Origin of the sequence: Megasphaera stantonii (assembly GCF_003367905.1) — a bacterium.
Classification (GTDB): domain Bacteria; phylum Bacillota; class Negativicutes; order Veillonellales; family Megasphaeraceae; genus Megasphaera; species Megasphaera stantonii.
On record NZ_CP029462.1, the window covers coordinates 1,161,170 to 1,186,959 of the forward strand.

19 protein-coding genes, 1 pseudogene, 1 riboswitch and 1 other annotated feature are annotated in these 25,790 nt (G+C 52.1%); of the genes and pseudogenes, 5 read left to right on the plus strand and 15 right to left on the minus strand.

The annotated features are described in order from the left end of the window. Positions 1-19: 19 nt before the first annotated feature. Positions 20-263 (minus strand) — a binding site (T-box leader). A gap of 143 nt (positions 264-406) precedes the next feature. The 7 genes and pseudogenes from DKB62_RS05455 to DKB62_RS05490 form a co-directional block, all read right to left on the minus strand. Continuing rightward, the gene (locus DKB62_RS05455; RefSeq protein ID WP_107196212.1) at positions 407-1,636 is read right to left on the minus strand and encodes an ATP-binding protein; all 1,230 of its coding nucleotides are present in this window, start codon (positions 1,634-1,636) and stop codon (positions 407-409) included. Between the two features lie 640 nt (positions 1,637-2,276). Further along, positions 2,277-5,213 carry an ESPR-type extended signal peptide-containing protein gene (locus DKB62_RS05460; RefSeq protein WP_107196211.1) on the minus strand — a complete coding sequence of 979 codons (2,937 nt, stop codon included), beginning with the start codon at positions 5,211-5,213 and terminating at the stop codon, positions 2,277-2,279. 12 nt (positions 5,214-5,225) lie between these two features. Next, positions 5,226-5,651 carry a hypothetical protein gene (locus tag DKB62_RS05465; protein WP_107196210.1) on the minus strand — a complete coding sequence of 142 codons (426 nt, stop codon included), beginning with the start codon at positions 5,649-5,651 and terminating at the stop codon, positions 5,226-5,228. A 597-nt stretch (positions 5,652-6,248) separates the two neighbouring features. Beyond that, a pseudogene (locus tag DKB62_RS12795) lies at positions 6,249-7,112 on the minus strand (ISL3 family transposase). Positions 7,113-7,118: 6 nt separating this feature from the next. Next, positions 7,119-7,427, minus strand: coding sequence for a transposase family protein (locus tag DKB62_RS05480; RefSeq protein WP_087477620.1), 309 nt, complete (start codon positions 7,425-7,427; stop codon positions 7,119-7,121). Between the two features lie 322 nt (positions 7,428-7,749). Next, a complete protein-coding gene (locus DKB62_RS05485; RefSeq protein WP_087477651.1) occupies positions 7,750-8,271 on the minus strand; it encodes a flavodoxin in 522 nt (173 codons plus the stop codon). A 502-nt stretch (positions 8,272-8,773) separates the two neighbouring features. Further along, positions 8,774-9,349, minus strand: coding sequence for a flavodoxin family protein (locus tag DKB62_RS05490; protein WP_087477621.1), 576 nt, complete (start codon positions 9,347-9,349; stop codon positions 8,774-8,776). A gap of 197 nt (positions 9,350-9,546) precedes the next feature. Between DKB62_RS05490 and DKB62_RS05495 the strand changes: the two genes are divergently transcribed. Both DKB62_RS05495 and ychF read left to right on the plus strand, forming a co-directional pair. After that, complete coding sequence (locus tag DKB62_RS05495; protein WP_087477622.1) at positions 9,547-10,788, plus strand: LL-diaminopimelate aminotransferase; 1,242 nt, start codon at positions 9,547-9,549, stop codon at positions 10,786-10,788. A gap of 16 nt (positions 10,789-10,804) precedes the next feature. After that, a complete protein-coding gene (ychF, locus tag DKB62_RS05500; RefSeq protein ID WP_087477623.1) occupies positions 10,805-11,911 on the plus strand; it encodes a redox-regulated ATPase YchF in 1,107 nt (368 codons plus the stop codon). 72 nt (positions 11,912-11,983) lie between these two features. Here ychF and DKB62_RS05505 read toward each other — a convergent pair whose 3' ends face one another. The 3 genes from DKB62_RS05505 to DKB62_RS05515 form a co-directional block, all read right to left on the minus strand. Next, positions 11,984-12,229, minus strand: coding sequence for a helix-turn-helix domain-containing protein (locus DKB62_RS05505; RefSeq protein ID WP_087477624.1), 246 nt, complete (start codon positions 12,227-12,229; stop codon positions 11,984-11,986). Between the two features lie 255 nt (positions 12,230-12,484). Beyond that, positions 12,485-13,894, minus strand: a complete 1,410-nt coding sequence (locus DKB62_RS05510) for an FAD-binding oxidoreductase (RefSeq protein WP_107196208.1) — start codon at positions 13,892-13,894, stop codon at positions 12,485-12,487. Between the two features lie 280 nt (positions 13,895-14,174). Continuing rightward, positions 14,175-16,094 (minus strand): ABC-F family ATP-binding cassette domain-containing protein, encoded by a 1,920-nt coding sequence (locus tag DKB62_RS05515; protein ID WP_095629744.1) that lies wholly within the window; start codon positions 16,092-16,094, stop codon positions 14,175-14,177. 155 nt (positions 16,095-16,249) lie between these two features. Between DKB62_RS05515 and DKB62_RS05520 the strand changes: the two genes are divergently transcribed. After that, a complete protein-coding gene (locus DKB62_RS05520) occupies positions 16,250-17,788 on the plus strand; it encodes a hypothetical protein (RefSeq protein ID WP_107196207.1) in 1,539 nt (512 codons plus the stop codon). Between the two features lie 51 nt (positions 17,789-17,839). Here DKB62_RS05520 and DKB62_RS05525 read toward each other — a convergent pair whose 3' ends face one another. Further along, a complete protein-coding gene (locus DKB62_RS05525) occupies positions 17,840-18,262 on the minus strand; it encodes a C-GCAxxG-C-C family protein (RefSeq protein ID WP_087477628.1) in 423 nt (140 codons plus the stop codon). Between the two features lie 166 nt (positions 18,263-18,428). Beyond that, positions 18,429-18,524: riboswitch (SAM riboswitch) on the plus strand. Positions 18,525-18,627: 103 nt separating this feature from the next. Between DKB62_RS05525 and DKB62_RS05530 the strand changes: the two genes are divergently transcribed. Next, entirely contained in the window at positions 18,628-19,461 is an 834-nt protein-coding gene (locus DKB62_RS05530; RefSeq protein WP_087477629.1) for a MetQ/NlpA family ABC transporter substrate-binding protein, read from the plus strand. Between the two features lie 149 nt (positions 19,462-19,610). Beyond that, positions 19,611-20,474, plus strand: coding sequence for a methylenetetrahydrofolate reductase [NAD(P)H] (metF, locus tag DKB62_RS05535; protein WP_107196206.1), 864 nt, complete (start codon positions 19,611-19,613; stop codon positions 20,472-20,474). Between the two features lie 60 nt (positions 20,475-20,534). Here the strand turns inward: metF and speC are convergent, their stop codons facing one another. The 4 genes from speC to DKB62_RS05555 all read right to left on the minus strand — a co-directional run bounded on the left by speC (position 20,535) and on the right by DKB62_RS05555 (position 25,786). Further along, on the minus strand, positions 20,535-22,694 hold the full coding sequence (gene speC, locus DKB62_RS05540) for an ornithine decarboxylase (RefSeq protein WP_107196205.1): 2,160 nt from the start codon (positions 22,692-22,694) through the stop codon (positions 20,535-20,537). 163 nt (positions 22,695-22,857) lie between these two features. Continuing rightward, complete coding sequence (locus DKB62_RS05545) at positions 22,858-24,024, minus strand: aminotransferase class III-fold pyridoxal phosphate-dependent enzyme (protein ID WP_198643508.1); 1,167 nt, start codon at positions 24,022-24,024, stop codon at positions 22,858-22,860. A gap of 40 nt (positions 24,025-24,064) precedes the next feature. Beyond that, a complete protein-coding gene (gene argB, locus DKB62_RS05550) occupies positions 24,065-24,940 on the minus strand; it encodes an acetylglutamate kinase (protein WP_107196250.1) in 876 nt (291 codons plus the stop codon). Positions 24,941-25,066: 126 nt separating this feature from the next. Then, complete coding sequence (locus DKB62_RS05555) at positions 25,067-25,786, minus strand: arginine biosynthesis protein ArgJ (RefSeq protein ID WP_107196203.1); 720 nt, start codon at positions 25,784-25,786, stop codon at positions 25,067-25,069. Positions 25,787-25,790 lie beyond the last annotated feature (4 nt).

Here is a 25,790-nt window from a genome sequence, read left to right on the forward strand (position 1 = left end):
TAAAAAAATCCGTCCCTCACTGAGGGACGGATTGAATTCCGCGATACCACCCTGATTCCCAAATCCATTACTGGACCCAGGCTCTCTACAACGTACCAACATACGCGTTTCCTATAACGTGGAAAAATCGTCAGCGCTTAATACGTACTTCAGCGCTCCTCTTCCGGGATGATTTTCACGGCCCTGCAATTACCGGCTCGCACCGCCCGCCGGCTCTCTGTGAATTGACTGAGGCAATTACTCTTTCCCATCATCAGATTTCATCTATGTCGCCCTCAGAAGGACATCCTTCTGAAGAACTTGAACTTATTCTACAAAATGCCGTCCCATTTGTCAATACATTTTACTTACATTTTTCTCAAAAAAGCAAAGTTAAACATTGCATTTGTTAAGTAAAACGTTTATTTCATGTTTGATTTCCAAGGTACCAGCGGACAAACTGGCGGGCGATGCGGCCGTTGCGGCCTGAATGTTCCATTTCCCAGCGCAATCCCAGGATGCGCAGCTCGTGAGCCTCCAGGACAACGCCGGCCTTGCGCAGCTCGTGGTCGATGATCTGCAGATACTCGTCCTGCGTCGGCGCGGCGTAGTGGATGATGAGGCCGAAGCGGTCCGACAGGGAAATGGATTCGTTCTGGCTGTCGTCGCGGTATACCTCGTCCAGATCGTCGCGCCGGTCGCGCCACGTTTCCTTGAGCAGATGGCGGCGGTTGGACGTGGCGTAGATGACCACGTTATCCGGCTGTGGGATAATGCCGCCGTCGATGACCGATTTCAGGTATTTGTATTCCTTTTCGTCCTCGTCGAAAGACAGGTCGTCGAAAAAGAGGATGAACTTCTTGCTCTTGATGGCGCTGAGATGCTCCATGAGAGGCGGCAGCTTCTTCATCTGTCCCCGTTCGACCTGGACGAGGCGCAGGCCCTCCTTGTGAAATTTGTACACCAAGGCCTTGACGGCCGTCGATTTCCCCGTGCCGCGGGCTCCCGTCAGGAGGACGTTGTTGGCCTGCCGCCCTTCGATGAAATTGACTGTATTGCGCAGGAGCTTTTCCTTCTGCACGGCATAGCCGATGAGGTCGTCCCACTCGCGATGGCGGAACGTCTCGATGCCCTTCAGCTCTCCTGACGGCAGCAGGTAAAAGGCCATATACCGGGCCATATCGCCCCGGCCGTAGGCCTTGTAGTGATGGAGCAGGGCTTCGGCCATCTGCGCCGCGTCGGCCCCGTCCATGGCCTCCGTCAAGGCCTGCAAAAACTCGTATTCCTTCGGAGCAGCAGGCTCGTAGTCGTCCAAAAAGGCGTCGAAGCGGAAATCAGAAGGCTTGGCCTGCAAGTAAGGCCGCAGCAAATGCATGTCCTTCTGCAAAGCCCGCAGCAGCCCCGCCCCGTAGGAACCGCAGTCCTCGATAGCCGTCGCGGCGATGTTGTTGCCGCGGCACAGCAGGTACAGCAGATACTGCCGCCAAACATTCCCCGATAAGCCAAGCCGTTCTGCCGCTGCCAGCAGCGCCGCAGCCGCGGCATTCCGCTTATTGACGTTGTCCGAACTCAGCAAATATTCCCCCATAATCAACAACACCGGGTCGGACAAAAATTCCCGGCACACCAGCAATCCCCGCAAATCAGGATAATTCATACGTCATTCCCCCTGTCCGGCAACAGCCGAATCGATATTTCATTTTTCAAAAGAATAGCAAAAAAAACATAAAAATGCAAGCCACGCCGCCGTCTCATCGTCAAACGCTTCGATTTTACTTGACGACTACGAGGCCGACAGCATATAATAAACATGAAAAGAGGCATGACGCCGACAAACGGTTATAGCCCCTATACTAAAAAGCGAGAAATAGACCGCCTAAGTTTGGAGACTAGAGGGCGGTCATTTCTTTTGGATAAGAAGCACTAAAACGATAAGCAATGCTAAAAAAAGATTCGTATCGTTCATGGGCATCACCCCCATTCATTTCAAATGGATAGGGGCGACATAACCGCCTGCCGTTGTATGCGTCATGCCTGTATTAAGATGATACTTGACAGGTGGACATGCTGTCAATATAGTATAAAAAAACGATATATCCATTTGCATACTAACAATCCCTGTAAAGCTCCATCGCTTTATAGGGATTTATTTGTATATGCAGTTGTTACGCCTTCGACGCTACATTTTGCAGAGCGATACTACCTCCCAGATGTAATCTTCTGCTTAACGCAAACAGACACTGCCAAACGAGGGCAGTGTCTGTTCCGTATGCACATACAGCGTCAAAAACGCAAGCTTATTTTGCTGCGTCGTCCCGTTTTACGACGCGGACGCGTTCGACCGTCGGGTTGCCGTCTTTATCTTTGTGAACAACGTCGACAGTGAATCGTTCTAATTCAGGCGCAAATTCCGTCAAAATCTTATCGGATAACTTCGCGCCGTTGAGCATCGCTTTATACAACATAGCTGCAAATTCATACCGCGTCATGGGACGAGCGCCGTCGAAATTCCCGTCAGGATAGCCTTCGATGACGCCGTTGCCAGCCAGGGTCGCAACGTATTCATACGCCCAGTGGTTCTGCGGCACGTCTGGGAAGAGCTGAAGCTTCGACGTATCCAGTCTGCGGCCGGCGTTGACGTCGAGCATCGCTGACTTCATGGCTTCCAATTCCTTACGCAGGTCTTTGATTTCCTTAGCCATGGCGACGCGGGACGTCGATACGCCGTTTCCTTGTCCAATCTTGAAGGACACACCGGCATTGACCATGTTGTCGTCATTGCCGACAGTACCGCCGACGCTGAACATGGTGTCTTCATTCGGACGGTAGAATGCGCCGATAGCCACAGCGTTTTCACCGCGGTAATTGCCGTAGCCTGCGGCAAAATCCCACTTGTCGTCGGGGTCGAAATCGAGCGGATGAAGGGCTGCCAAGGCAGCTGCTCCTGCGCCGACTTCGTCAATGCGGCTGTCTAATTCGCCGACTTTGTTGCCGATGTTGGTAATTTGACTTCCCATATTGGTGATCTGGTCGCCCATATTGGTAATTTCCGTCTTAATGCCAGACACCGCGCCGTGGAGCTGCGATTCCGTAGCGGCGTTGTCCGAGCCTTTGTAGCCGCCTTCTTCATATTTAGACCAATCCCATGTCGTATTCGTCAAGCCGTTAACAAGACCGTCGCCGCCTTTATTGATGTTGACCGTATGGCCGCCGCTGGTAACGGTCATGCCTCCTTCATTATTTTCATTGAGAGCAATTTTATTCGCACCGTTGCTGCCAATAACGGTAACGCTACCGTTTTCCGAATGACCTTGCTCATCCGTTTCATGACCGCCGAATACCGGATTATCGCTCATGCTGACTTCAAAATTCTGACCATTGTCACCAGCCGTACCCGGATTTTCTGTATCGCCGCCTGTTCCCGGATCGGTCGTCGAATCCGGCGTTTCTGTAACGTCAATATTTGTATCGCCGTCAATAGAAACATTTCCAGTTTGTCCACTGCCAGCATTTAACCCTTGAATTGTTACCTGATAATCCTCTCCAATACCATACTTATCTTCTAAAGTAAGTGTTAGTGACCCATTGTTTTGAATAGAGTATGTACCTGCTTTTACAGCGTAATCGCGTAGCTGACTACCATTAATAGCATCTGTTGAATCGGCACTAACGCGGCCTTTCGATACTCCTGTAATACGTCGAGTAAATGAATGGCTCCCCGAATCATTGCTATAAGAACCACCAACAGATACTACGCCATATATATCTCCCTCAGAAATATTCCAATTTGCTTTAATATGTTTATCTAGCCACTCATCAACTTCTGTTTGAGTTAATACGTCTCCAGCATCAACTTTACTATCACGCCCTAACGCTACGCTATTTTCAGAATTAACGGAACTATTGTACCCAAGAGCCGTACCACCCAACGCATTTACAGACGAATAACTCCCAAGTGTTGTAGAAAAATTGACTTCATCACCGATTGTGGCTAAATATCCTAGGGCAAGTGATTGTTCTGAATTTACGCCAACATTAGCTCCTGACCCAAATGCGGCAGAATAACTTGCGCCATCCTTAATTTGCGTTATATCTGTTGGGGCAGTTGTCATCGGTGACGTAACCCCACCAATAGCAATTGCTTGAACCGCATTTTCTCCAATTGTAGCAGAACCCCCAATAGCAATCGCTGCTTTTGCACCATCTTTTATTTCTGTCCTGCCTTCCACATATCCTCCACCAGAACCGCCGATAGCTATAGCATTATCGGCTTCATCATGAATTGTCGCCCACTCGCCAACAGCTACACTTTCTATACTATCTCCTACAGAGAGCCTATTCCCTAATGCAGCAACATAACTAGCATTTACTGCAGAAGATCTACCAATAACCAGAGTACTACTAGCAGTAGCTTTAGCCATCGTACCGATGACAACACTATTATTGGCATATGTATCTTTTTCATCATTATACGCGGCTGCCTGATAGCCAATAATAACATTAGAATGTGCACCTTTCGTTTCATTCCCTATCATTACTGAGGATGTGGTATTAGACGTTCCACCAACCATCATATTATTCCCAATAATAGTATAATTATCACCACTATTTAAAGAGTTATCGTTACCAAGAATTATTGAATTTTGAGTTGTTCCTTTCCATACATTATCACTACCAATAATAAAACTATTTGTAAGATATGCATTATTATTAGAATTATTAGAGTTATTATCCCCTATAACTAAGACACTATCATCATCATTACTCATATTCCCAATAAATGAATTATCGTTGCCAAATACTTTACTTTGATCAAGATATTTAAGATTATTCTCTTTTCCTTTAATAACATTATCACTACTTTGGTCAATTATATTATGCTTACCAAATATTGAGTTATTAGATGTCGGATGATTACTTAATCCTGTTAACTTATTTCCATCACCGATAATAAAATTATTTACATTGGTAGAAGGATTGCTAACATTGTTTTCTTCATCTAAATACGCCGAATAATTTCCATTGTTATCAGTACTCCCCGTCCATGTATCATTTTCTGCTGCCCACACCGGCACAACTCCCACGCCAGCCGTCAAAGCCAGCACTGCCATCAAGGCCGCGGCGCTTTTACCAAGCGTCCGCCCCGTGCGTTTAGCACAGCTATGGGCCAGTTCCGATACGACGACGTACCGTTGTTTTGTTTTGCTCCAAATGATTTTATATATCTTGTTCATACGTCTTCCTCCTTATATATGTCGCGTTTTCTTTTTTCGGTGTTGTGAAAACCATTGTTTGCGGCAAGCTTCGCTGCAAAAGGATGTCCGCCGGTCCTTCGGATCACTTACATCGACGCGGACGCCGCAGTTTCGGCAGTAAAAGGAACGGGCAACGCCGTGAGGCTTCACGTGCTGCGAATGCTTCCAATACAGCCGCTCGCAATGAGCCGAGCAAAATTTCGTCCGTTTATCTCGTCCGTCGACGATGGTGACGAGCGTACCGCAGCGCACGCAGTGAAATTCCCGCACTACGTCCGCCCCTTTAGGATGTTCGCCGCGATCGATTAAACCATACCGATGGGCATACCTCCGGCAAAAAGCGCTGCAATATTTCTGCGTAATCCTGTCAGCCGTAAACATAGCGCCGCAAACTAAGCATTTAGCTTTTCGCTTCATTATCTCGTCCCGCTATCTCCAGCCATGCCAGGCAGAGAAAAAAAACGAATCCATGGACGCAAAAAAGACAGCATATCCCTATGCTGCCTAAAAAAATACGTTCTATATATAAGGGGACGCACGTATCCCCATACATTTTTCATTATGGGCAGGTCAAAAATAATATACTTATAGTACCCCCCCCCCCGTATGCGATTTTTTCATGTTGCTGCCTGCCGACGTATGACTGTACATCTGCCGTTCGTTCCAGCTAGAGACCATCTTGCTCACCCCCTTTATATAGTTAAAAGTATACATCTTTTTTCCTATAAATACAATATGATAAATGCTTTAATTCATAAATAACAGCGTTATAATCAGCTATTTTCTGCTATATATTAAACATATATGAACACCTCATTTATATGTTTGTCAATGTATTTTATTCCAATTATTATTCATTTTATTAATATTTCGTTTGTATCGTTTCCTATTTCTTATATTTACAGTGACTTTTAATGATTTATAGTTTTTGACAAGAAAAAAAGGTTCTTTGTCAAATGTTGGGGTATATGCTCTTGTTACAGTATTTTGTAGCTTCCCGTTCCCAATCATTGGTTAGGCTATATATAAAATTCGGTTCTTAAACCGGCTATATCTTCGAATCCCAAAGCTGATTCGTTTTAGTACTTTGATTTTATTGTTGCACCCTTCGGTATATCCGTTGGACCATTGGTATTTCAGGGCATTTACAATCTCTTCGAACCAGTCTGTAAACGATTTTTGCAGCGATTGAAATTCTTCCAGGTCAGCAGAACGGACCAATTCCAGCCACTCCTGCAGCGCTGGTTCTGCATACGGAGTTCTCTTCATATCCAGTACCTTATAAAAGGCTTCTTTGAGTGCGTACGCTTTCCATAAGTCTTCCGAATGCGACAGGATTTCCTCAAGGCATACTAGTTCGTCCGGCGTCAGCGTATGGCCGGCTTTCCGCAGAATCCGTTTATTCCGCTTGAAGTAACGGCTTTTCTTGGGGAATGATTTCTGGGTTCACTTGCGTACTCGTTCCATAGCCCGCAGCACCAGTCGGATGATATGAAACCGGTCGCATATAATGACGGCATTGGGAAAGACTTCTTGTACGACTTTCCGAAACAGGTTAGATATATCCATGATGACCCAGCGCACCCGGTTTCGCTGTTTCTTTGGGAACGAACGGAAATACTTGATGATATCCTGCGTATTCTGGTTGGGCAGGATATCCAGAATCTTATGCGTAAAGGGATTCGTGATGCTCGTCTGATACTTCTGCCCTTGGGCGTTGCCTTTGAATTCATCCAGAGCCAACAGCCATGGCAGTCTTGTTGGTTTAGCATATTGTATGCGGTCAAAATAGCGAATTACTGTAGGAACAGACACTCGGTAGCGGGCGGCAATGGAGGTAAAGGTCTGGCGTTGTCTGCATTCCTTGAGAATCAGCATCTGTACTTACTGGCTACGGCGCTGATACGGCTGTACAAACGACAGCGACGGATAGAAGGTACGATAACAGGCCGGGCAGCTATACCGCCGTTTACGAAACTGCGCATATACGGGAAGGTCATTTACAATGGCAATGAACACGGTTTGCGAACGGTAATCCTTAATACGGGAAGTACGGGTATGACAATGCGGACAGCACTGTTCTTTCTTTGGTATAGACAGATGAAGAATCTGCTTATCTTCCAGCATTTCCAAAGAAGTTACTTCAGCCTCTTTTAAAGAGAGCATTTCTTCGATATAATAAAAATTGGACATAGGACATCTCCTTTCTATTGGGTTTGGTCGCTTTAATAGTAACAGGAGATTCGTCGTATGTCCATTTTTTTATAAAATGGGGTAGCGGCAGATATATGATGTCTGTCGTTACCTCAACACCTATTTATTATAGAACCAGTTTTTGCTGATTTTTCCATTAATCAATTAATCAAAAAATTAATCTAAAATTTCGCCGCATTAAACAGACCAAAAAACGGAAATAAGCAAAATAATTAATTACAGTGCTAAAAAGCGCAGCTCTGTGAGTTATTCCACAAAGCTGCGCTTTTGTTGTGCCGTATGTCAACTGTATACGGGCCGTTTACTGCTGGAGCCAGCGGCGCACGTCGTCTTCGGCATCGAGAATCGTCGTGCCGAACAGCGTCAGTCCCTGCCCGATCGTCGCCGTCGGGCACAGATCGTGCAAATCCTGCAAGCTGGTGCCCCAGCCGCTGCCTTCGTGAGTGCAGAAGGGCATGATGAGCTTTCCGCCGAAGTCATGGGATTCGAGGAAGGTCCACACGGCCATGGGCATCGTGCCGCACCAGTTCGGATAGCCCAGGAACACGACGTCATACGGCGCGACACTGTCCAGCTGCCGTTCCAAAGCCGGGCGGGCGCCATCGGCCTTTTCCTGTCTGGCGGCGGCTACGGTTTCTTTATAATCGTACGGATAGGGAATATCGCGCCGTATATGGAACAACGCGCCTCCCGTATACTGCCGTATCATGCGAGCCACCCGCTCCGTATTGCCGACAGTCAGATCGACTAATTTCCCGCTGGCATAGTTTTGGCCGGCGTGAGAAAAATACGCAATGAGACAATTTTGTTCCCTATACTTCATGCTCTCGCATCCCTTCTCTCCAGATACGCCGCAAATGCTGACTTGCTGCGGCATCTATTATTATATGCCAAAAGCAGCCTCCCGTGAAGACAGACAAGACATCGGCATAACGAATCATTTTGTTATGCAGTGCGCGAATAGATTCCCATGTATCAGGCTATGCAGTCTGCAATCGTCATGATATACTAAGACCGTTGCTCGCTCCATCCTGGCAACAGGAAGGTGGTGAAGCCTGTGCAAAAAAACACTCTCTATTTATTTTGGAAAGCTGTCATGGTAAATGTAACCGCCTACTACATTTGCAAAGGACTAGACATGCTTTTCCAGTTACTGAGCAACTAGTCTCGGATTGACATTTCCGTAATTATGTCAAAAAGCCCATGAGACCGCCATCTCATGGGCTTTTTCATACCTGTGCAAAACACTCTCTATATAGTCTTGCCTAACTGCATTATAACAAGGCTCTCACTGCAAGTCAATGCTCCGCGCCCCGATATGCCGCTTATCCCTGCAGCAGCTGCCGGGCAAAGGCTCTGGCGCGTTCCGCTTTTCCTTCGTCCATGAACACGGTCTTATATCCCAAATGCCGCTCGGCAAACAGTCCGGCGTAGCGGAGCCTGGAATGCTTGCAGTAGCGCCGTACGCCTTCGGCGAAGAGGTCCGCGCCGTGCTCCGGCTTATAGCCGCAGGTCGTAAAGACGGCGACCTTCTTGCCGGCCCACAGCGCCGGGCCTACTTCGTCGCCGTAATATTTATTGAAGCCGTATACGCAGCGGTCCAGCAGGGCTTTCATCGGCGCCGTGCAGTACCAGGAATAGATAGGCGTCGCCAGGACGATGACATCGCTGTCCTTTATGTCGGCAGCGATGGCCGTCATATCGTCGTCGATGACGCAGTTGAAATCAGACCAGTCCTTCTGGCAGCCGCGGCAGGCGTGACAGCCTTCTATCTTTTTGTCGTACAGCCAGGTCAGCGTATATTCTGCGCCGCCCCGTTTCAATTCGTCGCAGAAGGGCTCCAGACATTGGGCCGTGTTGCCGTGCTTTCGCGGGCTCCCCATCAAAATCGCAAACTTCATCGCCTCATCTCCTCATACATCACAAAAACTGTTTCATCCCTATAGTTTCATTTATGAATCGAATAATGATGATTTTATTTTATCATAAGCCAGCCTATTTGGCGAATCTTTGCAAGGACTGCGTATTGTAGTACAATAGTAAAAGATTATGCAAATCATACTATAGATTAGAAGCTATATAAGGAGGGCTCCGCATCATGGCTCATGTAAATGAAAATTATTTAAAGCTCCCCGGCAACTATTTATTCGCTACGATTGCGAAAAAAGTAGAAGCCTTTTCTAAAGCGCACCCTGAAGCAAACATCATCCGTCTCGGCATCGGCGACGTAACGCGCCCCCTGGCTCCGGCCATCATCGAAGCGATGCACAAGGCCGTCGACGAAATGGGCAAGGCCGAAACATTCCGCGGCTACGGCCCCGAACAGGGATATGATTTCCTCCGTCAGGCCATCATCGACGGCGACTACAAGACGCGCGGCATCGACCTCGACATCGACGAAGTATTCGTCGGCGACGGCGCAAAGACCGACGTTGCCTGCATTCAGGAAATCTTCGGCAGCGATTTGAAATTCGCCGTAGCCGACCCGGTATACCCGGTTTACCTCGACTCCAACGTCATGCTCGGCCATACGGGCGACTGGAACGCCGAAAAGGGCATTTACGACGGTGTCGTCTATCTCCCCTGCACGGCTGAAAACGGCTTCAAGGCCGAACCGCCGACGGAAGACGTAGACATCGTATACCTGTGCAACCCCAGCAACCCGACGGGCACGGCCATGTCCAAGGCCGAACTGGAAAACTGGGTCAAGACGGCGAAAGAAAAGAAATTCATCATCATCTACGACTCAGCCTATGAAACATATATTACAGAACCGGACGTTCCCCACAGCATTTTTGAAATCGAAGGGGCTAAGGAAGTCGCCATCGAACTGCGTTCGTACTCCAAATGCGCCGGCTTTACGGGCACGCGCTGCTCTTACGTCGTCGTCCCGAAGGCCTGCGTAGGCTATAAAGCCGACGGCACGGCAGTCGAACTGAACCCCATGTGGAACCGCCGCCAGTGCACCTTCTTCAACGGCACGCCTTACGTCATCCAGCGCGCCGCCGAAGCGTACTACAGTCCGGAAGGCCAGAAGCAGTGCCTCGCCGACGTCAACTACTACATGGAAAACGCCCACATCATCCGCGACGGTTTGGTAGCGGCTGGCTTCACGGTATACGGCGCGACGAACTCCCCCTATGCCTGGGTACAGACGCCGAACGGCATGAAGAGCTGGGATTTCTTCGACCTGCTCCTGGAAAAAGCCCACGTCGTCACGACACCGGGCTCCGGCTTCGGACCTCACGGCGAAGGTTACCTGCGCCTGACGGCCTTCGGCACGAAGGAAAACACCATCGAAGCGGTCAAACGTATTGCTGATTTAAAATTATTCAAATAAAAAGGTGGTTTAACCATTGAGTACCAATCTGGAAGTCGGCATTGTCGGCTTGCCGAACGTCGGCAAGAGCACCCTGTTCAATGCCATTACCAAAGCCGGGGCAGAAGCGGCAAACTATCCTTTCTGCACGATTGAACCGAACGTCGGTGTCGTCGAAGTGCCGGACAACCGCATCCAGGTCCTGACGGACATGTATCATCCGAAAAAGACGATTCCCGCCGTCATGCGCTTCGTCGACATTGCCGGCCTCGTAGCCGGCGCGTCCAAGGGCGAAGGGCTGGGCAATAAATTCCTCAGCCACATCCGCGAAACCGACGCCATCGCCGAAGTCGTCCGCTGCTTTGAAGATTCCAATATTACCCATGTGGCCGGCTCCGTCGACCCAATCCGCGACATCGAAATCATCAACACCGAGCTGTGCCTGGCCGACTTGGAAACGACGCAGAAGCGGGCCGACCGCATCGCCAAGGTAGCCCAGTGCGGCGACAAGGCGGCGAAAGCGGAATACGAAGTCCTGAAAAAGGTCCTGGCGGCTCTCGAAGAAGGCGAACCGGCCCGTAAAGCCGGCCTGACGGAAGACGAGCTCCCTCATGTCAAGGACTTGAATCTCCTCACGCTGAAGCCGATCATTTACATCGCCAACGTCAGCGAAGACGAAGCAGGCGATCCCGACTCCAACCCGAACGTCAAGCGCGTCGAAGAATACGCCGCTCAGGAAGGCGCTCAGGTCGTCGCCGTATCGGCTAAAATCGAATCGGAAATCGCCGAGCTTCCCGATGACGAAGCCTCAGTCTTCTTAGAAGAGCTGGGCCTTCCCGAATCGGGTCTGGACAAGCTCATCAAAGCCAGCTACTCCCTTTTGGGCCTTATCAACTTCTTCACGGCCGGCGCCGACGAAGTACGGGCCTGGACCATCGTCAAGGGCACGAAGGCGCCGAAGGCGGCCGGCAAAATCCATACGGACATCGAACGGGGCTTTATCCGCGCCGAAATCGTATCGTATGAAGACCTCATCGCCTGCGGCAGCGAACAGGCCGCCAAGGAAAAAGGCCTCGTCCGCCTGGAAGGCAAGGAATACGTCATGCAGGACGGAGACGTTACATACTTCCGTTTCAACGTCTAATATCGTCTATATTCGTAATACACGCATAAAAAAAGCGCTGTTCCCATCAGGGGCAGCGCTTTTTCACATGATTTACATATATTCGTCTTCGTCGTGCCAGGACTTGCGGCCTTCCCGTTCGTCCGTAAAGCCGACGAGATAGTCCAGCGACACATGGTACAGCTTAGCCAGTACCATGAGCTTTTCTACGGAAATTTTTCGTTTTCCCAGCTCGTACATTCCATATCCAACTTGCGAACAGTTCAACACTTTCGCCACATCGGCCTGGGACATTTTCGCTTCCAGGCGAAGGGGCTTCAAACGGCTATAATATTTCATCGTACCACCCTAGCTCCACTGCAACAACGGGGAACACCGCATTCCCATTTACTTCATTATCTACCTTATATAACTATAATCTATTTGTATGGTTATATCAACAATTTTATGACAATCTTTCCGCGAAAATATGGCGCAAGTTCATTCTTTCTTTACATATTATGCTATTCTATAAGGTAATAAAAAACGACAGGGAATATATAAAAAAAAGTATAAACCCTGTCGTTATCTTTGTTATGATCTGCAAAGGCGCTCTCAGCCGACGTTGACGAGCTTGCCCGGATTCATGATATCATTCGGATCCAAGGCCTTTTTGATAGCCCGGATCATCTTCAATTCTCCTTCAGGCGTGCAGGCTTCAAATTCTTCCAATTTCTTAAAGCCGATGCCGTGTTCTCCCGACATTTTGCCGCCTAAGGCATATACGCGGGGGAACAAATCGTGATGAAAAGCTTTGATTTTATTAAACCATTCTTCCGGCGATAAGCCTTTATTATTCAAAGGCAGGACGTGAATGTTGCCGTCGCCGATGTGGGCTACGGTGACGCAGTACAAATCGTATTTCCGGCGCAGTTCCGGCAGCTGTTTCGTAATATCGGGAATCTTGTCCAGCGGCACGACGAAATCTTCTGTCTGGAACATCTTGTCGACGCTGCGGGCCGCTTCGGCAAATTGCTTGCGCAGCTTCCAGATACGGGCGTCGGCTTCAAATTCGTCGATAGAGCCGTTGGCTTCCGCCAAGTCACAGAGCTGTTCCATCTTGCGGTCCGAATCGTCTTCGTTAAACGATTCGACCGTAACGATGACGTAGTCGCAGCCGTCGTCGACGTGGGGCATCTTCATGTCCAGGAATTTGCAGGTCAGCTGCAATGCTTCGTTATCCATAAATTCGATGCTCGTCGGGTCGATGCCGGCTTTTAAAATCCTATTCGGCAGGGCGAAGGCTTCTTCATCAGATTTAAACACGCAGACCATGTTGAAGCTATACGGCGGCAGCGGGCGAAGTTTGACCGTAACCTCTGTGATGATGCCTAAAATACCTTCCGAACCTGCCAGCAGCTGTTCCAGGCATAAGCCGGTAGAGCACTTTTGCAGCCGCGCGCCGAGCGTGACGATATCACCGGTCGGCGTAACGACTTTCAAGCTGTAAATCTGGTGGCGCGTCGTGCCGTATTTGACGGCTTTATTGCCACCGGCGTTGTTGGCGACGTTGCCGCCGATCTGGCAGCTTTCGGCGCTGGACGGATCGCCTGCGTACAACAAATTATGTTTCCGCGCTTCAGCCTGCAAATCGCCGGTCAATACGCCGGTCTGGCAGGTAGCGTACATATTGTCGGCGTCAAATTTCAAAATCTTGTTCATGCGTTCCAATTCGACGACGATGCCGTGATAGATGGGAATAGCGCCGCAGGCGACGCCGGAGCCGGCCGAACGGGGCGTCAATGGAACCAAATACTCGTTCGCCAGCTTGACGATCGCCGCTACTTCTTCCGTACTGCCGGGAAATACGACGACTTCGGGCTTGCGGAAGTAAATCGAATTTCCTTCTTCATCAGTCTGATAGGCCGTCAAATAATCTTCATCGGTCTTGACATACTTATCCCCTACGACGTTTCGTAATTTTTCCAGTAATTCCGGCGTAACCGGATTAAACGTTGCCATCATTCAATCGCTTCTTTCTGTATCTAAAATTTAGCTCATACCCCTCACTTTGAGCCGCTCGCGAGTGTAGGAAATCCTACCGGCTAAAAAGCGATTGAAGATAGTATAGCACGTTAAAATATATTGTAAAGGCTGCTGTTTTCAATATATTTATCATTTACAAGGCAAGACGTCGTTATAAAGATAGGCTCTCTTCCGATAATTACTTATGGTTCTACGTTTTACCAAAATTAATTCTCTTTGGTTATATATTATTTTGTCATGCAATTCATGATTAGAATACCTACTCAGAAAGCTGCTCCCACGTCTCGTACGCAGCGTCCAGCTGTGCCTGCGTTTCGTCGTAAAGGCGGGTCAGCTCCATCATCTTGTCGGCGTCGGTCTGCACGTCAGGCAGGTTCATCTGCACTTCGTACATCTTGAGCGTCGCTTCCAACTCGGCGATTTTCATTTCTATTTTTTCCAGCTTCAAGGCCGTTCCGTACGACGGTTCCTTGCGCGCAGGCCCTTTCTTGGCAGGCGGTTCCGCCTTAGCCGCTGCAGCGGCCGGCTTAGGCTTTGCCGCAGCCGTTTCCGCTTCCCGTTCGGCTAATTCCTGAGCCGCCCGTTCTTCCGCTTCCCGCACCTTTTCCCGGTAATAGGTATAGTTTCCTAAAAATTCCTTGATCTTCTTATCTTCCAGCACGAGGGTCCGCTGGGTAATCTTGTCTAGGAAATAGCGGTCGTGGGATACGACGAGGTACGTGCCGCCGAATTCCTGCAGGGCCTGTTCCAGTACTTCCCTCGTCGGAATGTCGAGATGGTTCGTCGGTTCGTCGAGGATGAGGAAGTTGGCGCCCTGCAAAAACAGCTTCAATAAGGCCAGCCGCGCCTGTTCGCCGCCGCTCAGGCTGTCGACGACCTTAAATACGTCGTCGCCTTGAAAGAGGAAGCGGCCCAGCACGGAACGGGCTTCGTCTTCGCCGTAGCTGAAATCGTTCATGATTTCTTCCAGCACCGTCCAGGCGCCGTGCAAATCCGTATGCTCCTGGGCGAAGTAGCCGATATGCACGCGGCTGCCCAGGGTGATGTGGCCCTTGTCCGCTTCGATTTCGCCCATAATCATGCGCAGGAGCGTCGTCTTGCCCGTGCCGTTCGGCCCGATGAGGGACGCCGACTCGCCGCGGCGCAGCAGCAGGGACAAGTGGTCAAATAACTGCCGGTCGCCGAAGCCGCCGCAGATATCGTCGAGGACGAGGACCTTTTGGCCGCATTCTTCTGCCGGCGCAAAATGGAAATGCAGCGTTTCCGCTTCAGGAGCCAGTTCGATGCGCTCCAGCCGGTTGAGCTGGGACTGACGGCCCCGGGCCTGCTTGGCCTTGATGCCGGCCTTATACTTGCGGATATATTCTTCGGTCTGGCGGATATGGTCCTGCTGTTTTTGGTAGGCCCTTTCCAGAGCCTTGCGCTGCTCCGTCCGCTGGACGATGTACCGGGAATAATTGCCCTTGTATTTGGTCACCTTGCCGTGTTCCAGCTCCAGTATGCCCGTCGCCACCTTGTCCAGGAAATAGCGGTCGTGGGACACGATGAGGATGCCGCCGCCATAGGACAGCAAGTAGCCTTCCAGCCATTCCAGCATGTCCATGTCCAGATGGTTCGTCGGTTCGTCGAGGAATAAGTAATCGGGACGGCGTACTAAGGCCTTGGCCAGGTTGATGCGCGTCTTCTGGCCGCCGGAAAACTGCTGCACCGGCCGGTCCAAATCGGCTTCGCCGAAGCCCAGGCCGTGGACGATCTTCCGGGACATGGATTCGTATTCATAGCCGCCGAGCCATTCAAACCGTTCCTGCAGGCGGGCGTATTTGTTCATGACGCTTTCATCGTCGGGATGGGCCTGCATGTCCTTCTCCGCATCCTTGAGCTGTTCTTCCAGGCGCAGCACGTCCTGCCAGGCCTCGGTGATGGTCTGCCGCAGCGTTACGTCGTCTTCAAAGGCAATATCCTGCTGCAGGTAGCCGACCGATTCGCCTTCGGACACGACGAAGACGCCGCTGTCATATTCTTCCTGACCCATAAGGCATTTCAGGAGCGTCGATTTGCCTGCGCCGTTGGCTCCGATGAGGCCGATGCGTTCGCCGCGGCGGATTTCAAAGGATACGTCCTGAAACACCGTATGGACGCCGAATGATTTCGATAATTTCTGTACTTTTATACTTCCCATGGTTATCCTCTCATCTATGCTGCATCATGATATAATTTGCTAAGTATACATTATAGCATATCTGCTGCCGCCGCGACAGCTTCCGGCCGTTGTCATATCCCGGCGAATATGCTACAGTAAAGGCAAAGACACCTTTTGAAAGCGGGGGATAGATTATGATGTACAAACACGTTATGCGCCGCGCTGCGGCGGCCTGCCTGTTCGTAGTGAGCGGGCTGTTTCTGAGCGGCTGCGCCGACCTGCACGCCGACATGACCTTTAAGGACGACGGCTCCATCGTCCTGCGCAAGGACTTATCCTTTCAGATTCCCATGCAGGCCGACATGGCCGCTTCCCTGAATCAATGGAAGCAGGAAGACCGGCAGAACGGCTTCACCGTCGAAGATACGGCAAACGGCTACCGGTCCAGCAAAACCTACGCCGGCATACAGGATATTGCCGATACAGGCGGCGAATTCTGGACGCCCGACCCGGAATACGGTGAAATCCGGCTGCACAAGGGCCTCTTGTATGACTATTATTCCATCCATACGCGGATCAAGGGACAGGAAAACGCCGCCCTGCCACAGGCCCATTACGAAGACAATATTCCCAATTTCTTCCAGGTACCGTCCAGCGTCGACGTCTGGAGCTATTTGGAATACCGTAAGCAGGCTGAACGGGAAGCGGCCCAGCTCAACGAAATCCATAACCAGGCCGTCGCCGCAGCCGTCAACTCGGCGTCTCTCGACTTTACGATGCACCTGCCCATGGCCGTCGACGCCACAAACGCCGACCAGGTCCTCGACGACGGCAAGACCCTCGTCTGGGATTTGAAGCCGGCCTTTATCAACACCCAGGGCGCCTCGGCAGGCCAGGATATTCACATGCAGGCCCAGTTCCGCATTTTCCATCAGACGACAGCCATCCTGTTAGGCGTCGTCTGCGCGGCCCTCGTCATCGCGGCGATTGTCTGCGCCGTCCTCGTCAAGCGCAAGCAGCCGACGGGACAATCCAAGCCCTATCTCATCGGCCTGGCCGTCTCCATCGTCTGCCTCGTCGGCTTAGGCGGCCTCGTCCAATCGGCTACGGCAACGCAGGTCACCTTCTCCGACAGCGACCGCATCATCAGCAAAGCGTTGCCAGAAGGCTCAGCCTATCAAACACTTCCGTCCCCCAACAGCCTGGACACCGCCAAGGCAATGGCTGAAGACCATACTCTCCATGGTGAAGTCGTGGCTGTTTCCGAAGAAGATGACGACGGCTACCTAGCATTGTTCCAGACGACAGCCGGCCCTTGTTTCGTCATTGCCGACAAAGCCAGTGATTCCATTGCCGTTGTGCCATTCAAACAGTCGCTCATCCATTTCCGCACACAGTACACCCAGTTCTCGAACGGTAAAAAGAGCTATTACCCCCTTACCTTTATCATGGCCCGGCAGAATGACACGAAAGATAGCCCTGACGTAAAACTAGGCATCTGGCAAAACGACATGCATCAAATTCCCACATACGTTCTCATTGAACCCGATGAAAACGATGTCATCCACGTTGACGGAAATCCGTCTTCAGCTTGGAACACCCTTACGCCATCGCATTATCAAGTGCCAATGAAAGATGAAATAAATATCCGCATGGCCAAGATTTTTGCCAACCACATTGACAGCCTGAGCAAGGACGTCCGGGCCCGCGACGTCATCCTGCCGAATAAATAAATACGCACAAAAAGACCTCGTACGACGCCGTACGAGGTCTTTTCCATGTCTTTATTTTTTAAGCAATCCCTTTTCTTCTATAAAGGCCGCCAGGAGCTCCGCCGTACCGACCATGAGCTCCGGACAGGATACGGGGCCGCCGTTGGCCGGGCTCTTGAGGACGCGGCAGCACGACGCGTGGAACTTACCCATCCACAGCTGATAAAATTCCTTTACGGGAGCGTAGATTTCCGCCTTGGTCTTTTCTTCCGGCGTATTGCGGCCTACGAGAAGGCCCAGGATATGGCAGGCGCCGTTCAGGGCGCCGCAGAGACAGCCCGAGCCGCCGACGCCGCCGCCCATGACCGATACCATGCGGAACACGTCGTCCGACAGGTTGAGGCCGTAATATTCATTGCAGGCCTTTAATACCGTTTCGGAACAGTTATTACCGCCTTGCTGGTATTTTTTTACTACGTCTTGAATCGATTCCATTTCGTATTACCTCCTAATGCAATATCTCGTCCTTTGATTATATCACATTTTTGCCGTTCTGCCCGTTACTTTCGTTCTCGTCATATCAGGCCGGCAGGCTATGCAAATATAGCAATTTGACAAATCTGAGATTCATGATACACTATGTTCAAGACAATTTTACATCCTTTTATCCAGAGCGGCGGAGGGACTGGCCCAATGAAGCCCGGCAACCGATAACGACGGTGCTAATTCCTGCGGATTGATTTCCGAGAGATAAAGACCCTGCGACGATACCTCTTTCTCTTGGGAAAGGGGCTTTTTTCATGGGATAAAAGGCTAAACGGTCTTACGCCATATCATTTTATATTTAGGAGGAATCATTTATGAAGCATTTCAAAAAACTTACCGTCCTGGCCGCTGCGGCTCTCTGTGCGCTGGCCGTATTGGCCGCCGGCTGCGGCAGCGACGCCCCGGCAGGCGGCAAAGAGTCGACGCAGAATAAGGTCCTGACCGTCGGCGCGACGCCCGTTCCCCACGCGGAAATCTTAAACGAAATCAAGCCCCTCTTAGCCAAGGACGGCATCGATTTGAAGATCATCGAATTTACAGATTACGTCAAGCCGAATCTGGCCCTGAACGACAAGGAGCTGGACGCCAACTTCTTCCAGCACGGCCCCTACATGGAAACGTTCAATAAAGAACACGGCACGCAGCTCAAGGCCATCTGCAAGGTCCACATCGAGCCGATGGGCATTTACTCCCATAAAGTCGCCAAACTGGACGAATTGGCAAACGGCGCGAAGGTCGCCATCCCCAACGACCCGACCAACGGCGGCCGTGCTTTGCTCATCCTGCAGAAGGCCGGCCTGATTTCCCTGAAGGATAACGGCAGCATCACCTCTACGGTACAGGACATCGTGAAAAACGACAAAAACCTCCAGTTCGTCGAATTGGAAGCCGCCCAGATTCCCCGCTCCATTGACGACGTAGACATCGCCGTCATCAACACGAACTTCGCCATGGAAGCCGGCCTCAATCCGCTGAAGGACGCGATTTTCCTCGAAGATAAAGACTCGCCGTACGCTAACATCTTAGCCATCCACGAAGGCGACGAAAACCGCCCGGAAATCCAGGCTCTCGTCAAAGCCCTCCAGTCTCCGGAAGTGAAGAAATTCATCGAAGACAAATACCAGGGAGCCATTCTGCCCAGCTTCTAATACAACACACATATATATTCATGCAAAAGGGCCTCGTTCCAGGCCCTTTTGTTATACATACGGCCATACTTCATGATATAATATAAACAAAAACACGCGGCTGTACTCGTGCTTACCCCCTGTCAGCTATGCAGCAAGGAGCAATATATATGCGCACAAATGAATTATTTGCCAAAAAAACAGTCTTTTCCTTTGAAGTCTTCCCGCCCAAGCCGGATACGCCCATCGAGACGATTTACGCCGCTTTAGACGAGCTGAGCCAGCTTTATCCCGATTTCATCAGTGTCACCTGCGGCGCCAGCGGAAGCGGCAGCGGCGGCAACCGCACCGTCGAAGTGGCCTCGGCTATCAAGCACACCTACGGCTGTGAAACGGCGGCTCATATGCCCTGCATTTACCTGACTGAAGACGACGCCCTGCGCACGTTGGACGCGCTGAAAAAGGCGGGCATCGAAAATATCCTGGCCCTGCGGGGCGACGAAACGCCGGGCCGCGAACGGGCCCATGTCTTCGAACATGCCAGCGACCTCGTAGCCTTCATCAAGCAGAACGCCCCGGAATTCAACGTCATCGGCGCCTGCTATCCCGAAGGCCATGCGGAAGCCCAGACCATGGCCGCCGACATCCGCAACTTAAAGACGAAGGTCGACGCCGGCGCCAGCGAGCTCATTTCCCAGCTCTTCTTCGACAACGCCACCTTCTACCGCTTCCTCGAACGGTGCGAAATCGCCGGCATCAGCGTCCCCATCGAAGCGGGCATCATGCCTGTCACCAATAAGAAGCAAATCGAACGGATGGTGTCCCTGTGCGGCGCGACCTTGCCGGTCAAGTTCCAGCGGGCCATCGCAAAATACGGCGACAATGCCGAAGCCATGCGGGATATCGGCATCGCCTACGCCATCGACCAGATCGCCGACCTTTTGGCTAACGGTGTCGACGGCATCCACGTCTACACGATGAACAACCCCTATATCGCCAAGAAGATTACAGAAGCCGTAAAAAATCTATTATAAGAAATCCAAAAAAGCCCTGTACAGCATCGCTGCACAGGGCTTTTAGTTTACCATATCGTTTTATTCTTTCAGCACGTAGCCGTAGGCGTGGACGCGGCCGTCGTCTTCGTGTTCCAGGTATACGCCCTGGATTTCCGAGGCAAAGCCGGGAAGCTCGTTGAGCCCTTCTTCGAGGGCCTTGAAATACTGGACGGCCGTCGGCGACCACCGTTCGCCCGGCACGACGCAGAGGACGCCCGGCGGATAGGGCAGGGCCCCTTCGAGGGCGATCCGGCCTTCCAGCTCGTCGAGAGGGACGAGTTCGCCTTGTCCGCGGATAAAGGCGTGCTGCGCTTCCTGCGGCGTCATGACGTATTCGGGGAAATAGTCGCGGCGGAACAGCTTCTTCTGCAAATTCTTTACATTTCTCGCCTTGTAGAAATCGTGCATTTCCTGACAGAGCTGCTGGATCGTGTAGCCGGCGTAGCGTGCCGGATGGGAATTGTACACGCCCAGGAGGACTTCCTGCATGGGTACGTTGTTATCGACAAACCGTTCGAAGCGGACGAGCTGCGACGTCAGGAAGCGGAGCTTATTCCAGTTTTCCGCCGGCGTCAGCAGGAACAGGATGGAATTCAGGTCGCACTTTTCCGGAATGACGCCGTTGCCCCGCAGGTACGTCGCCAGGATATTGGCGTGAATGCCGAAGTCTTCGTACTCGCCCGTCTCAGCGTCGATGCCCGGCGTCGTGAGCAGAAGCTTGCACGGGTCGACGCGGTACTGATCCGGGCCGTAGCCTTCAAAGGCATGCCATTTTGCGCCTGGCTCAAAAGTGAAGTAGGCGATGTCGTCGGCCATCTGCTCCGTGTCGCCGTCCTGCCAGGGCTTCCCGTGTACCGTCGGCGCGATGAACGGCTTGATGTAGTGGCAGCGCTGGAGGATGCTCTTGCGGGCGTCGATGCCCAGCTTCACGCAGTCGCGCCACATCTTCCGGCCAGCGTCGCCCGAATGGATTTTGGCGTTGACGGCGATAGTGGCGAACATGGGATAAAAGGGGCTCGTCGAGGCGTTGGCCATAAAGGCATTGTTAAAGGTCTTATGGTTGCAGTAGCGCTTCTGGTCGTGAATGTGATTGTCCTTCTTATGAATCTGCGACGCCTGGGAAAAGCCGGCTTGCTGCTTGTGAACCGACTGGGTCACCATGATGCCCGGGTCGTCGCCGTGCAGGTCCAGCAGCAACGGCGAGCTGTCCCGCAGCATGGGGATAAACTGCTCGTAGCCGACCCAGGCCGAATCGAACAGGATATAGTCGCAGAGATGGCCTATCTTGTCGACGACGTAGCGGGCGTTGTACAGCGTGCCGTCGTAAGTGCCGAGCTGAATGACGGCCAGGCGGAAAGGCCGGGGCTGCTTCGCCTTTTCCGGATCCCGTTCAGCAGCCAGCTCGCGCAGGTAGGCTTCGTCGAAGCAATGGGCGTCGATGCCGCCGATGAAGCCGTAGGGGTTGCGGGCCGTTTCCAAATATACCGGCGTCGCCCCGGCCTGGATGAGGGCACCGATGGCTACGGATTTATGGTTGTTCCGGTCATACAGTACCAGGTCGCCCGGCGTCAGCAAGGCGTTCGTCACGACCTTATTGGACGACGACGAGCCGTTGAGGACGAAATAGGTCTTATCGGCGTGGAACACTTCGGCAGCAAAATCCTGGGCTTCCAGGGCCGGCCCTTCGTGAATCAGCAAATCGCCCAGCGTAACGTCGGCGTTGCATATATCGGATTGGAAAATATGGGGACCGTAGAAATCATAGAGATAGCGTCCTGCCGGATGCTTCTTGAAAAATTCGCCGTCCTGATGGCCAGGGCAGTCGAAAGGATTGTTTTTTTCGCTCACGTACTCTACGAGGTCGGCGAAAAAGGGCGGCAGGACAAACTGCTCGTAGTTGCTGGCCAGCCGCTCTGCCGTAGAAATGCAGCGGCTCTTGTTGACCATTTCCTCCGTAATGACGGCGTCGACCTTGCCGATATATTTTTCCGGAAGCCGTTCGCCGCCAGGCATGATAATCATGATGGGAATGCCGAAGCCCGTCGCGTCGATCTTGTCGATGTAGGCGAAGTCCTGGTCGGACAACACGGCGACGGCTACGTCGGTAAAGTCCGTCTGTTCGACAGGCACGATTTCCCTGTCGCTGTCTACGAAGTAGTATTGTACGTCAAAGCTGTACGCTATCTTTAAATGTTTCATATCTAGTCTCCTTATCCTCTTCCTTTACTTTTTATAGTTTTTATGGGGCATACTTCATTTTAAAACAATAGGGCCGTCCCTGACAAGACTTGCCGGAAAATTAACCGCTTACAGGTAATACAAAAAGCGAGCCCTGCAGGACTCGCCTTTTTCAGCATAGGTATTATTCTGCGTCAATGACGTCTTTCACGATGGCAACGGCTTTTTTCAAGACATCCCAGGGAATGTTGAGGGGCGGCAGGAGGCGCAGCAGGCCGTTGGCCGTCAGGACCAGGACGCCCTTGTCCACGCATTCCTTTACGACGGTTCCCAAGTCCTTCTTGAGCTTCACGCCGATCATCAGGCCCATGCCCGACACGAATTCGACGTTTTGGCAGCCTTCCAGCTCAGCCTTGATATACGCGCCCTTTTCCCGTACTTCGGCCATCAATGCGTCGTCCAGCCGTTCGATGATGGAGATAGCCCCGGCGGCGCAGATCGGGTTGCCGCCGAAGGTCGAGCCGTGGGTGTGATCCGTCAGCGTATATTGGCAGGAATCGGCAAACATCGTCGCTGCAAAGGGCAATCCGCCGCCGATAGCCTTGGCCGTCGTGACGATATCGGGATGAATGCTGTAATTCATGTAGGCGTACAGCGCGCCTGTACGGCCGTTGCCGGTCTGTACTTCGTCGATAATGACCAAGATATCCTTTTCATGGGCATAGTCGACGACGGCACGGACAAAGGCCGGGTCAAGAGGATGGACGCCGCCTTCGCCCTGTACCAGTTCCATCATGACGGCGCAGACGTTATTTTCTTCAGCCAGGGCCTTGACCGATTCGAAGTTATCCGCTTCGGCATAGACGAAGCCGTCCAGGAAGGGGCCGAAATCTTCGTGGAGCGAATCCTGGCCGCAAGCCGTCAGCGTAGCCATCGTCCGGCCGTGAAAGCTGTTTTTCAGCGTGATGATCGTATAGCGGCCGTCGCCGTATTTGTCGTGAGAATATTTGCGGGCCGCCTTGATGGCGCATTCGTTCGATTCCGCGCCGGAGTTGGAAAAGAAGACCTTTTTCATGCCCGTCTTTTCGCAGAGCATTTTCGCCAGGATGACCTGAGGTTCCGTGTAAAATACGTTGGAAATATGGCTCAGCTTATTGAGCTGGGCCATCACAGCGTCTTTCCAGACGTCGTCGCAGACGCCGAAGACGTTGACGGCGATGCCGGCGCTGAGGTCGATATACTCCTTGCCGTTGACATCGTACAGGACGGAACCCTTGCCGTGGTCCAGCACGGCGTCCATCCGGTTGTATACGTTTACGATATATTCTTTATCTGCAGCTTTAAAATCCATAGCCAATTCGCACATCTCCTTTTTTTCATGCAATAGCCGTTCAGCGGCCTTCGGAATACTTGTTGACAAACATCGTGCCCAGGCCTTCTTCTGTCAGCAGCTCGATCAGGATAGCGTGGGGAACCATGCCGTTGACAATAAAGACCTTCTTGACGCCGGCCTGAATGGCGTCGATGCAGCACTGCACCTTGGGAATCATGCCGCCGGCGATGACGCCTTCTTTTTTCAGCTCGTCCGCCTGAGCCAGGGTGAGGTCCGTAATCAGCGACGACGGGTCGTCCTTGTCGCGCAGGACGCCATCGATGTTCGTCATGGACACCATGCATTCGGCGTTGAGAGCACCGGCGATTTCAGCCGCCGCCGTATCGGCGTTGATGTTGTAGGCCTGCCCATTTTTATCCGTACCGATCGTGGCGATGACGGGAATGTAGCCCTTATCCAGATTATCCTGAATGATTTCAACGTCCAGCGACGTAATCTTGCCGACGAAGCCCAGGTCGTCGCTCTGCTTGCGGACGCGGATCATCCGGTCGTCGAGGCCGCACAGGCCGATGGCGTTGCCGCCCATCGAGCCGATGAGGCTGACTAAATCCTTGTTGACCTGGCCGGCCAGCACCATCTGGACGATTTTCATCGTCTCCGCGTCGGTGACGCGCAGGCCGTCGATGAACTTCGATTCGATGCCGACGCGGTCCAATACTTCCTTGATGTGCGGGCCGCCGCCGTGCACCAGGACGACCTTGATGCCGATGAGGTTGAGCAGGACGATGTCGCCCATTACAGCCCGTTTCAGGCTTTCGTTGACCATCGCGTTGCCGCCGTATTTGACGACGACGATTTTGCCGCTGTATTTTTTAATATACGGCAGGGCGTTCATCAAAATCTGCGCCTTCTGGGCGTTCGTTACCGATTGGATATCGTGCATTGCTATGTCTTTATACTCTGTCATTTACCTTTCCCCCAGTACAAAAATGTAACGTGGTACAAGAAACTGCGTTCCCGCAATTTCATTGTACCACGCAGTCCTTTCAGATTCTGCTGCTCAGCTGCAGGCCTGTAAGGCCGGCTGGAATCCCAGCTGCAGCATAGTGCGCTTCATGGCCTGGGCCAGCGACGCGCCTCCGACCGGCTCGGACGCCATGCCGTTGGCCAGGGCAATAATCGTATACCCTTCCGTATTGATCGCGCCCGTACAGGCTGCCAGGGCGTCCCGCAGCTGCTGCGGCGTCGCTGCGGCATCCGTCGTGAGGATGCACAGTCCCGGCTTCGCCTCGGTGCCGTCGGCGGCCATGCCGTTCATATGAACGGAGCCGCTTCCCAGCGACACGGCGCTGTCCGTCATATCGCCTAAGTTGTCGATGACCGCGCCGACCTGAGCGCCGTGAGACGGCGAAAGCGACGCGCCTAAGGTTTCCAGGCTGTCGATGAGGCGGGACGGGCGGAAATGCTGGCCTTTTACGCCGCTGGCGACGAAGGCCACGTCCTGGGCGCCTATCGCCAAGTACTGCGACGCCGCGCTGCATACTTCCTGCTGGATTTCCTGTCCCCGCAGGCCTTCGGGAAGGGCCGCCCCGTTGTGCAGCAGCAGGGCCTTTCCCGCACTCTGCCATACGCCCTGAGCGCTGGAGACGACGATGGAGCAGTTTGTACGGCTTACGATCATAGCCAAATCCAATCGCACGCGGCTGTCACAAAGGCCGCTGTACGTACCGGCCGCGCTGAATCCTTGCGGTAAGCAGCTGTCATCATATACCTGTTTCATACTA

Excerpts from the sequence above, each read along its gene's own strand:
- DKB62_RS05490 (WP_087477621.1), bottom strand. The coding sequence starts at position 9,349 with ATGAAGTTTGCGATTTTGATGGGGAGCCCGCGAAAGCACGGCAACACG.
- metF (WP_107196206.1), top strand. The coding sequence starts at position 19,611 with ATGCGCACAAATGAATTATTTGCCAAAAAAACAGTCTTTTCCTTTGAA.
- DKB62_RS05485 (WP_087477651.1), bottom strand. The coding sequence starts at position 8,271 with ATGAAGTATAGGGAACAAAATTGTCTCATTGCGTATTTTTCTCACGCC.
- DKB62_RS05465 (WP_107196210.1), bottom strand. The coding sequence starts at position 5,651 with ATGAAGCGAAAAGCTAAATGCTTAGTTTGCGGCGCTATGTTTACGGCT.
- DKB62_RS05455 (WP_107196212.1), bottom strand. The coding sequence starts at position 1,636 with ATGAATTATCCTGATTTGCGGGGATTGCTGGTGTGCCGGGAATTTTTG.
- DKB62_RS05530 (WP_087477629.1), top strand. The coding sequence starts at position 18,628 with ATGAAGCATTTCAAAAAACTTACCGTCCTGGCCGCTGCGGCTCTCTGT.
- DKB62_RS05510 (WP_107196208.1), bottom strand. The coding sequence starts at position 13,894 with ATGATGGCAACGTTTAATCCGGTTACGCCGGAATTACTGGAAAAATTA.
- DKB62_RS05520 (WP_107196207.1), top strand. The coding sequence starts at position 16,250 with ATGATGTACAAACACGTTATGCGCCGCGCTGCGGCGGCCTGCCTGTTC.
- DKB62_RS05495 (WP_087477622.1), top strand. The coding sequence starts at position 9,547 with ATGGCTCATGTAAATGAAAATTATTTAAAGCTCCCCGGCAACTATTTA.
- DKB62_RS05480 (WP_087477620.1), bottom strand. The coding sequence starts at position 7,427 with ATGTCCAATTTTTATTATATCGAAGAAATGCTCTCTTTAAAAGAGGCT.
- DKB62_RS05525 (WP_087477628.1), bottom strand. The coding sequence starts at position 18,262 with ATGGAATCGATTCAAGACGTAGTAAAAAAATACCAGCAAGGCGGTAAT.
- DKB62_RS05505 (WP_087477624.1), bottom strand. The coding sequence starts at position 12,229 with ATGAAATATTATAGCCGTTTGAAGCCCCTTCGCCTGGAAGCGAAAATG.
- DKB62_RS05555 (WP_107196203.1), bottom strand. The coding sequence starts at position 25,786 with ATGAAACAGGTATATGATGACAGCTGCTTACCGCAAGGATTCAGCGCG.
- DKB62_RS05515 (WP_095629744.1), bottom strand. The coding sequence starts at position 16,094 with ATGGGAAGTATAAAAGTACAGAAATTATCGAAATCATTCGGCGTCCAT.
- DKB62_RS05460 (WP_107196211.1), bottom strand. The coding sequence starts at position 5,213 with ATGAACAAGATATATAAAATCATTTGGAGCAAAACAAAACAACGGTAC.
- speC (WP_107196205.1), bottom strand. The coding sequence starts at position 22,694 with ATGAAACATTTAAAGATAGCGTACAGCTTTGACGTACAATACTACTTC.
- DKB62_RS05545 (WP_198643508.1), bottom strand. The coding sequence starts at position 24,024 with ATGGATTTTAAAGCTGCAGATAAAGAATATATCGTAAACGTATACAAC.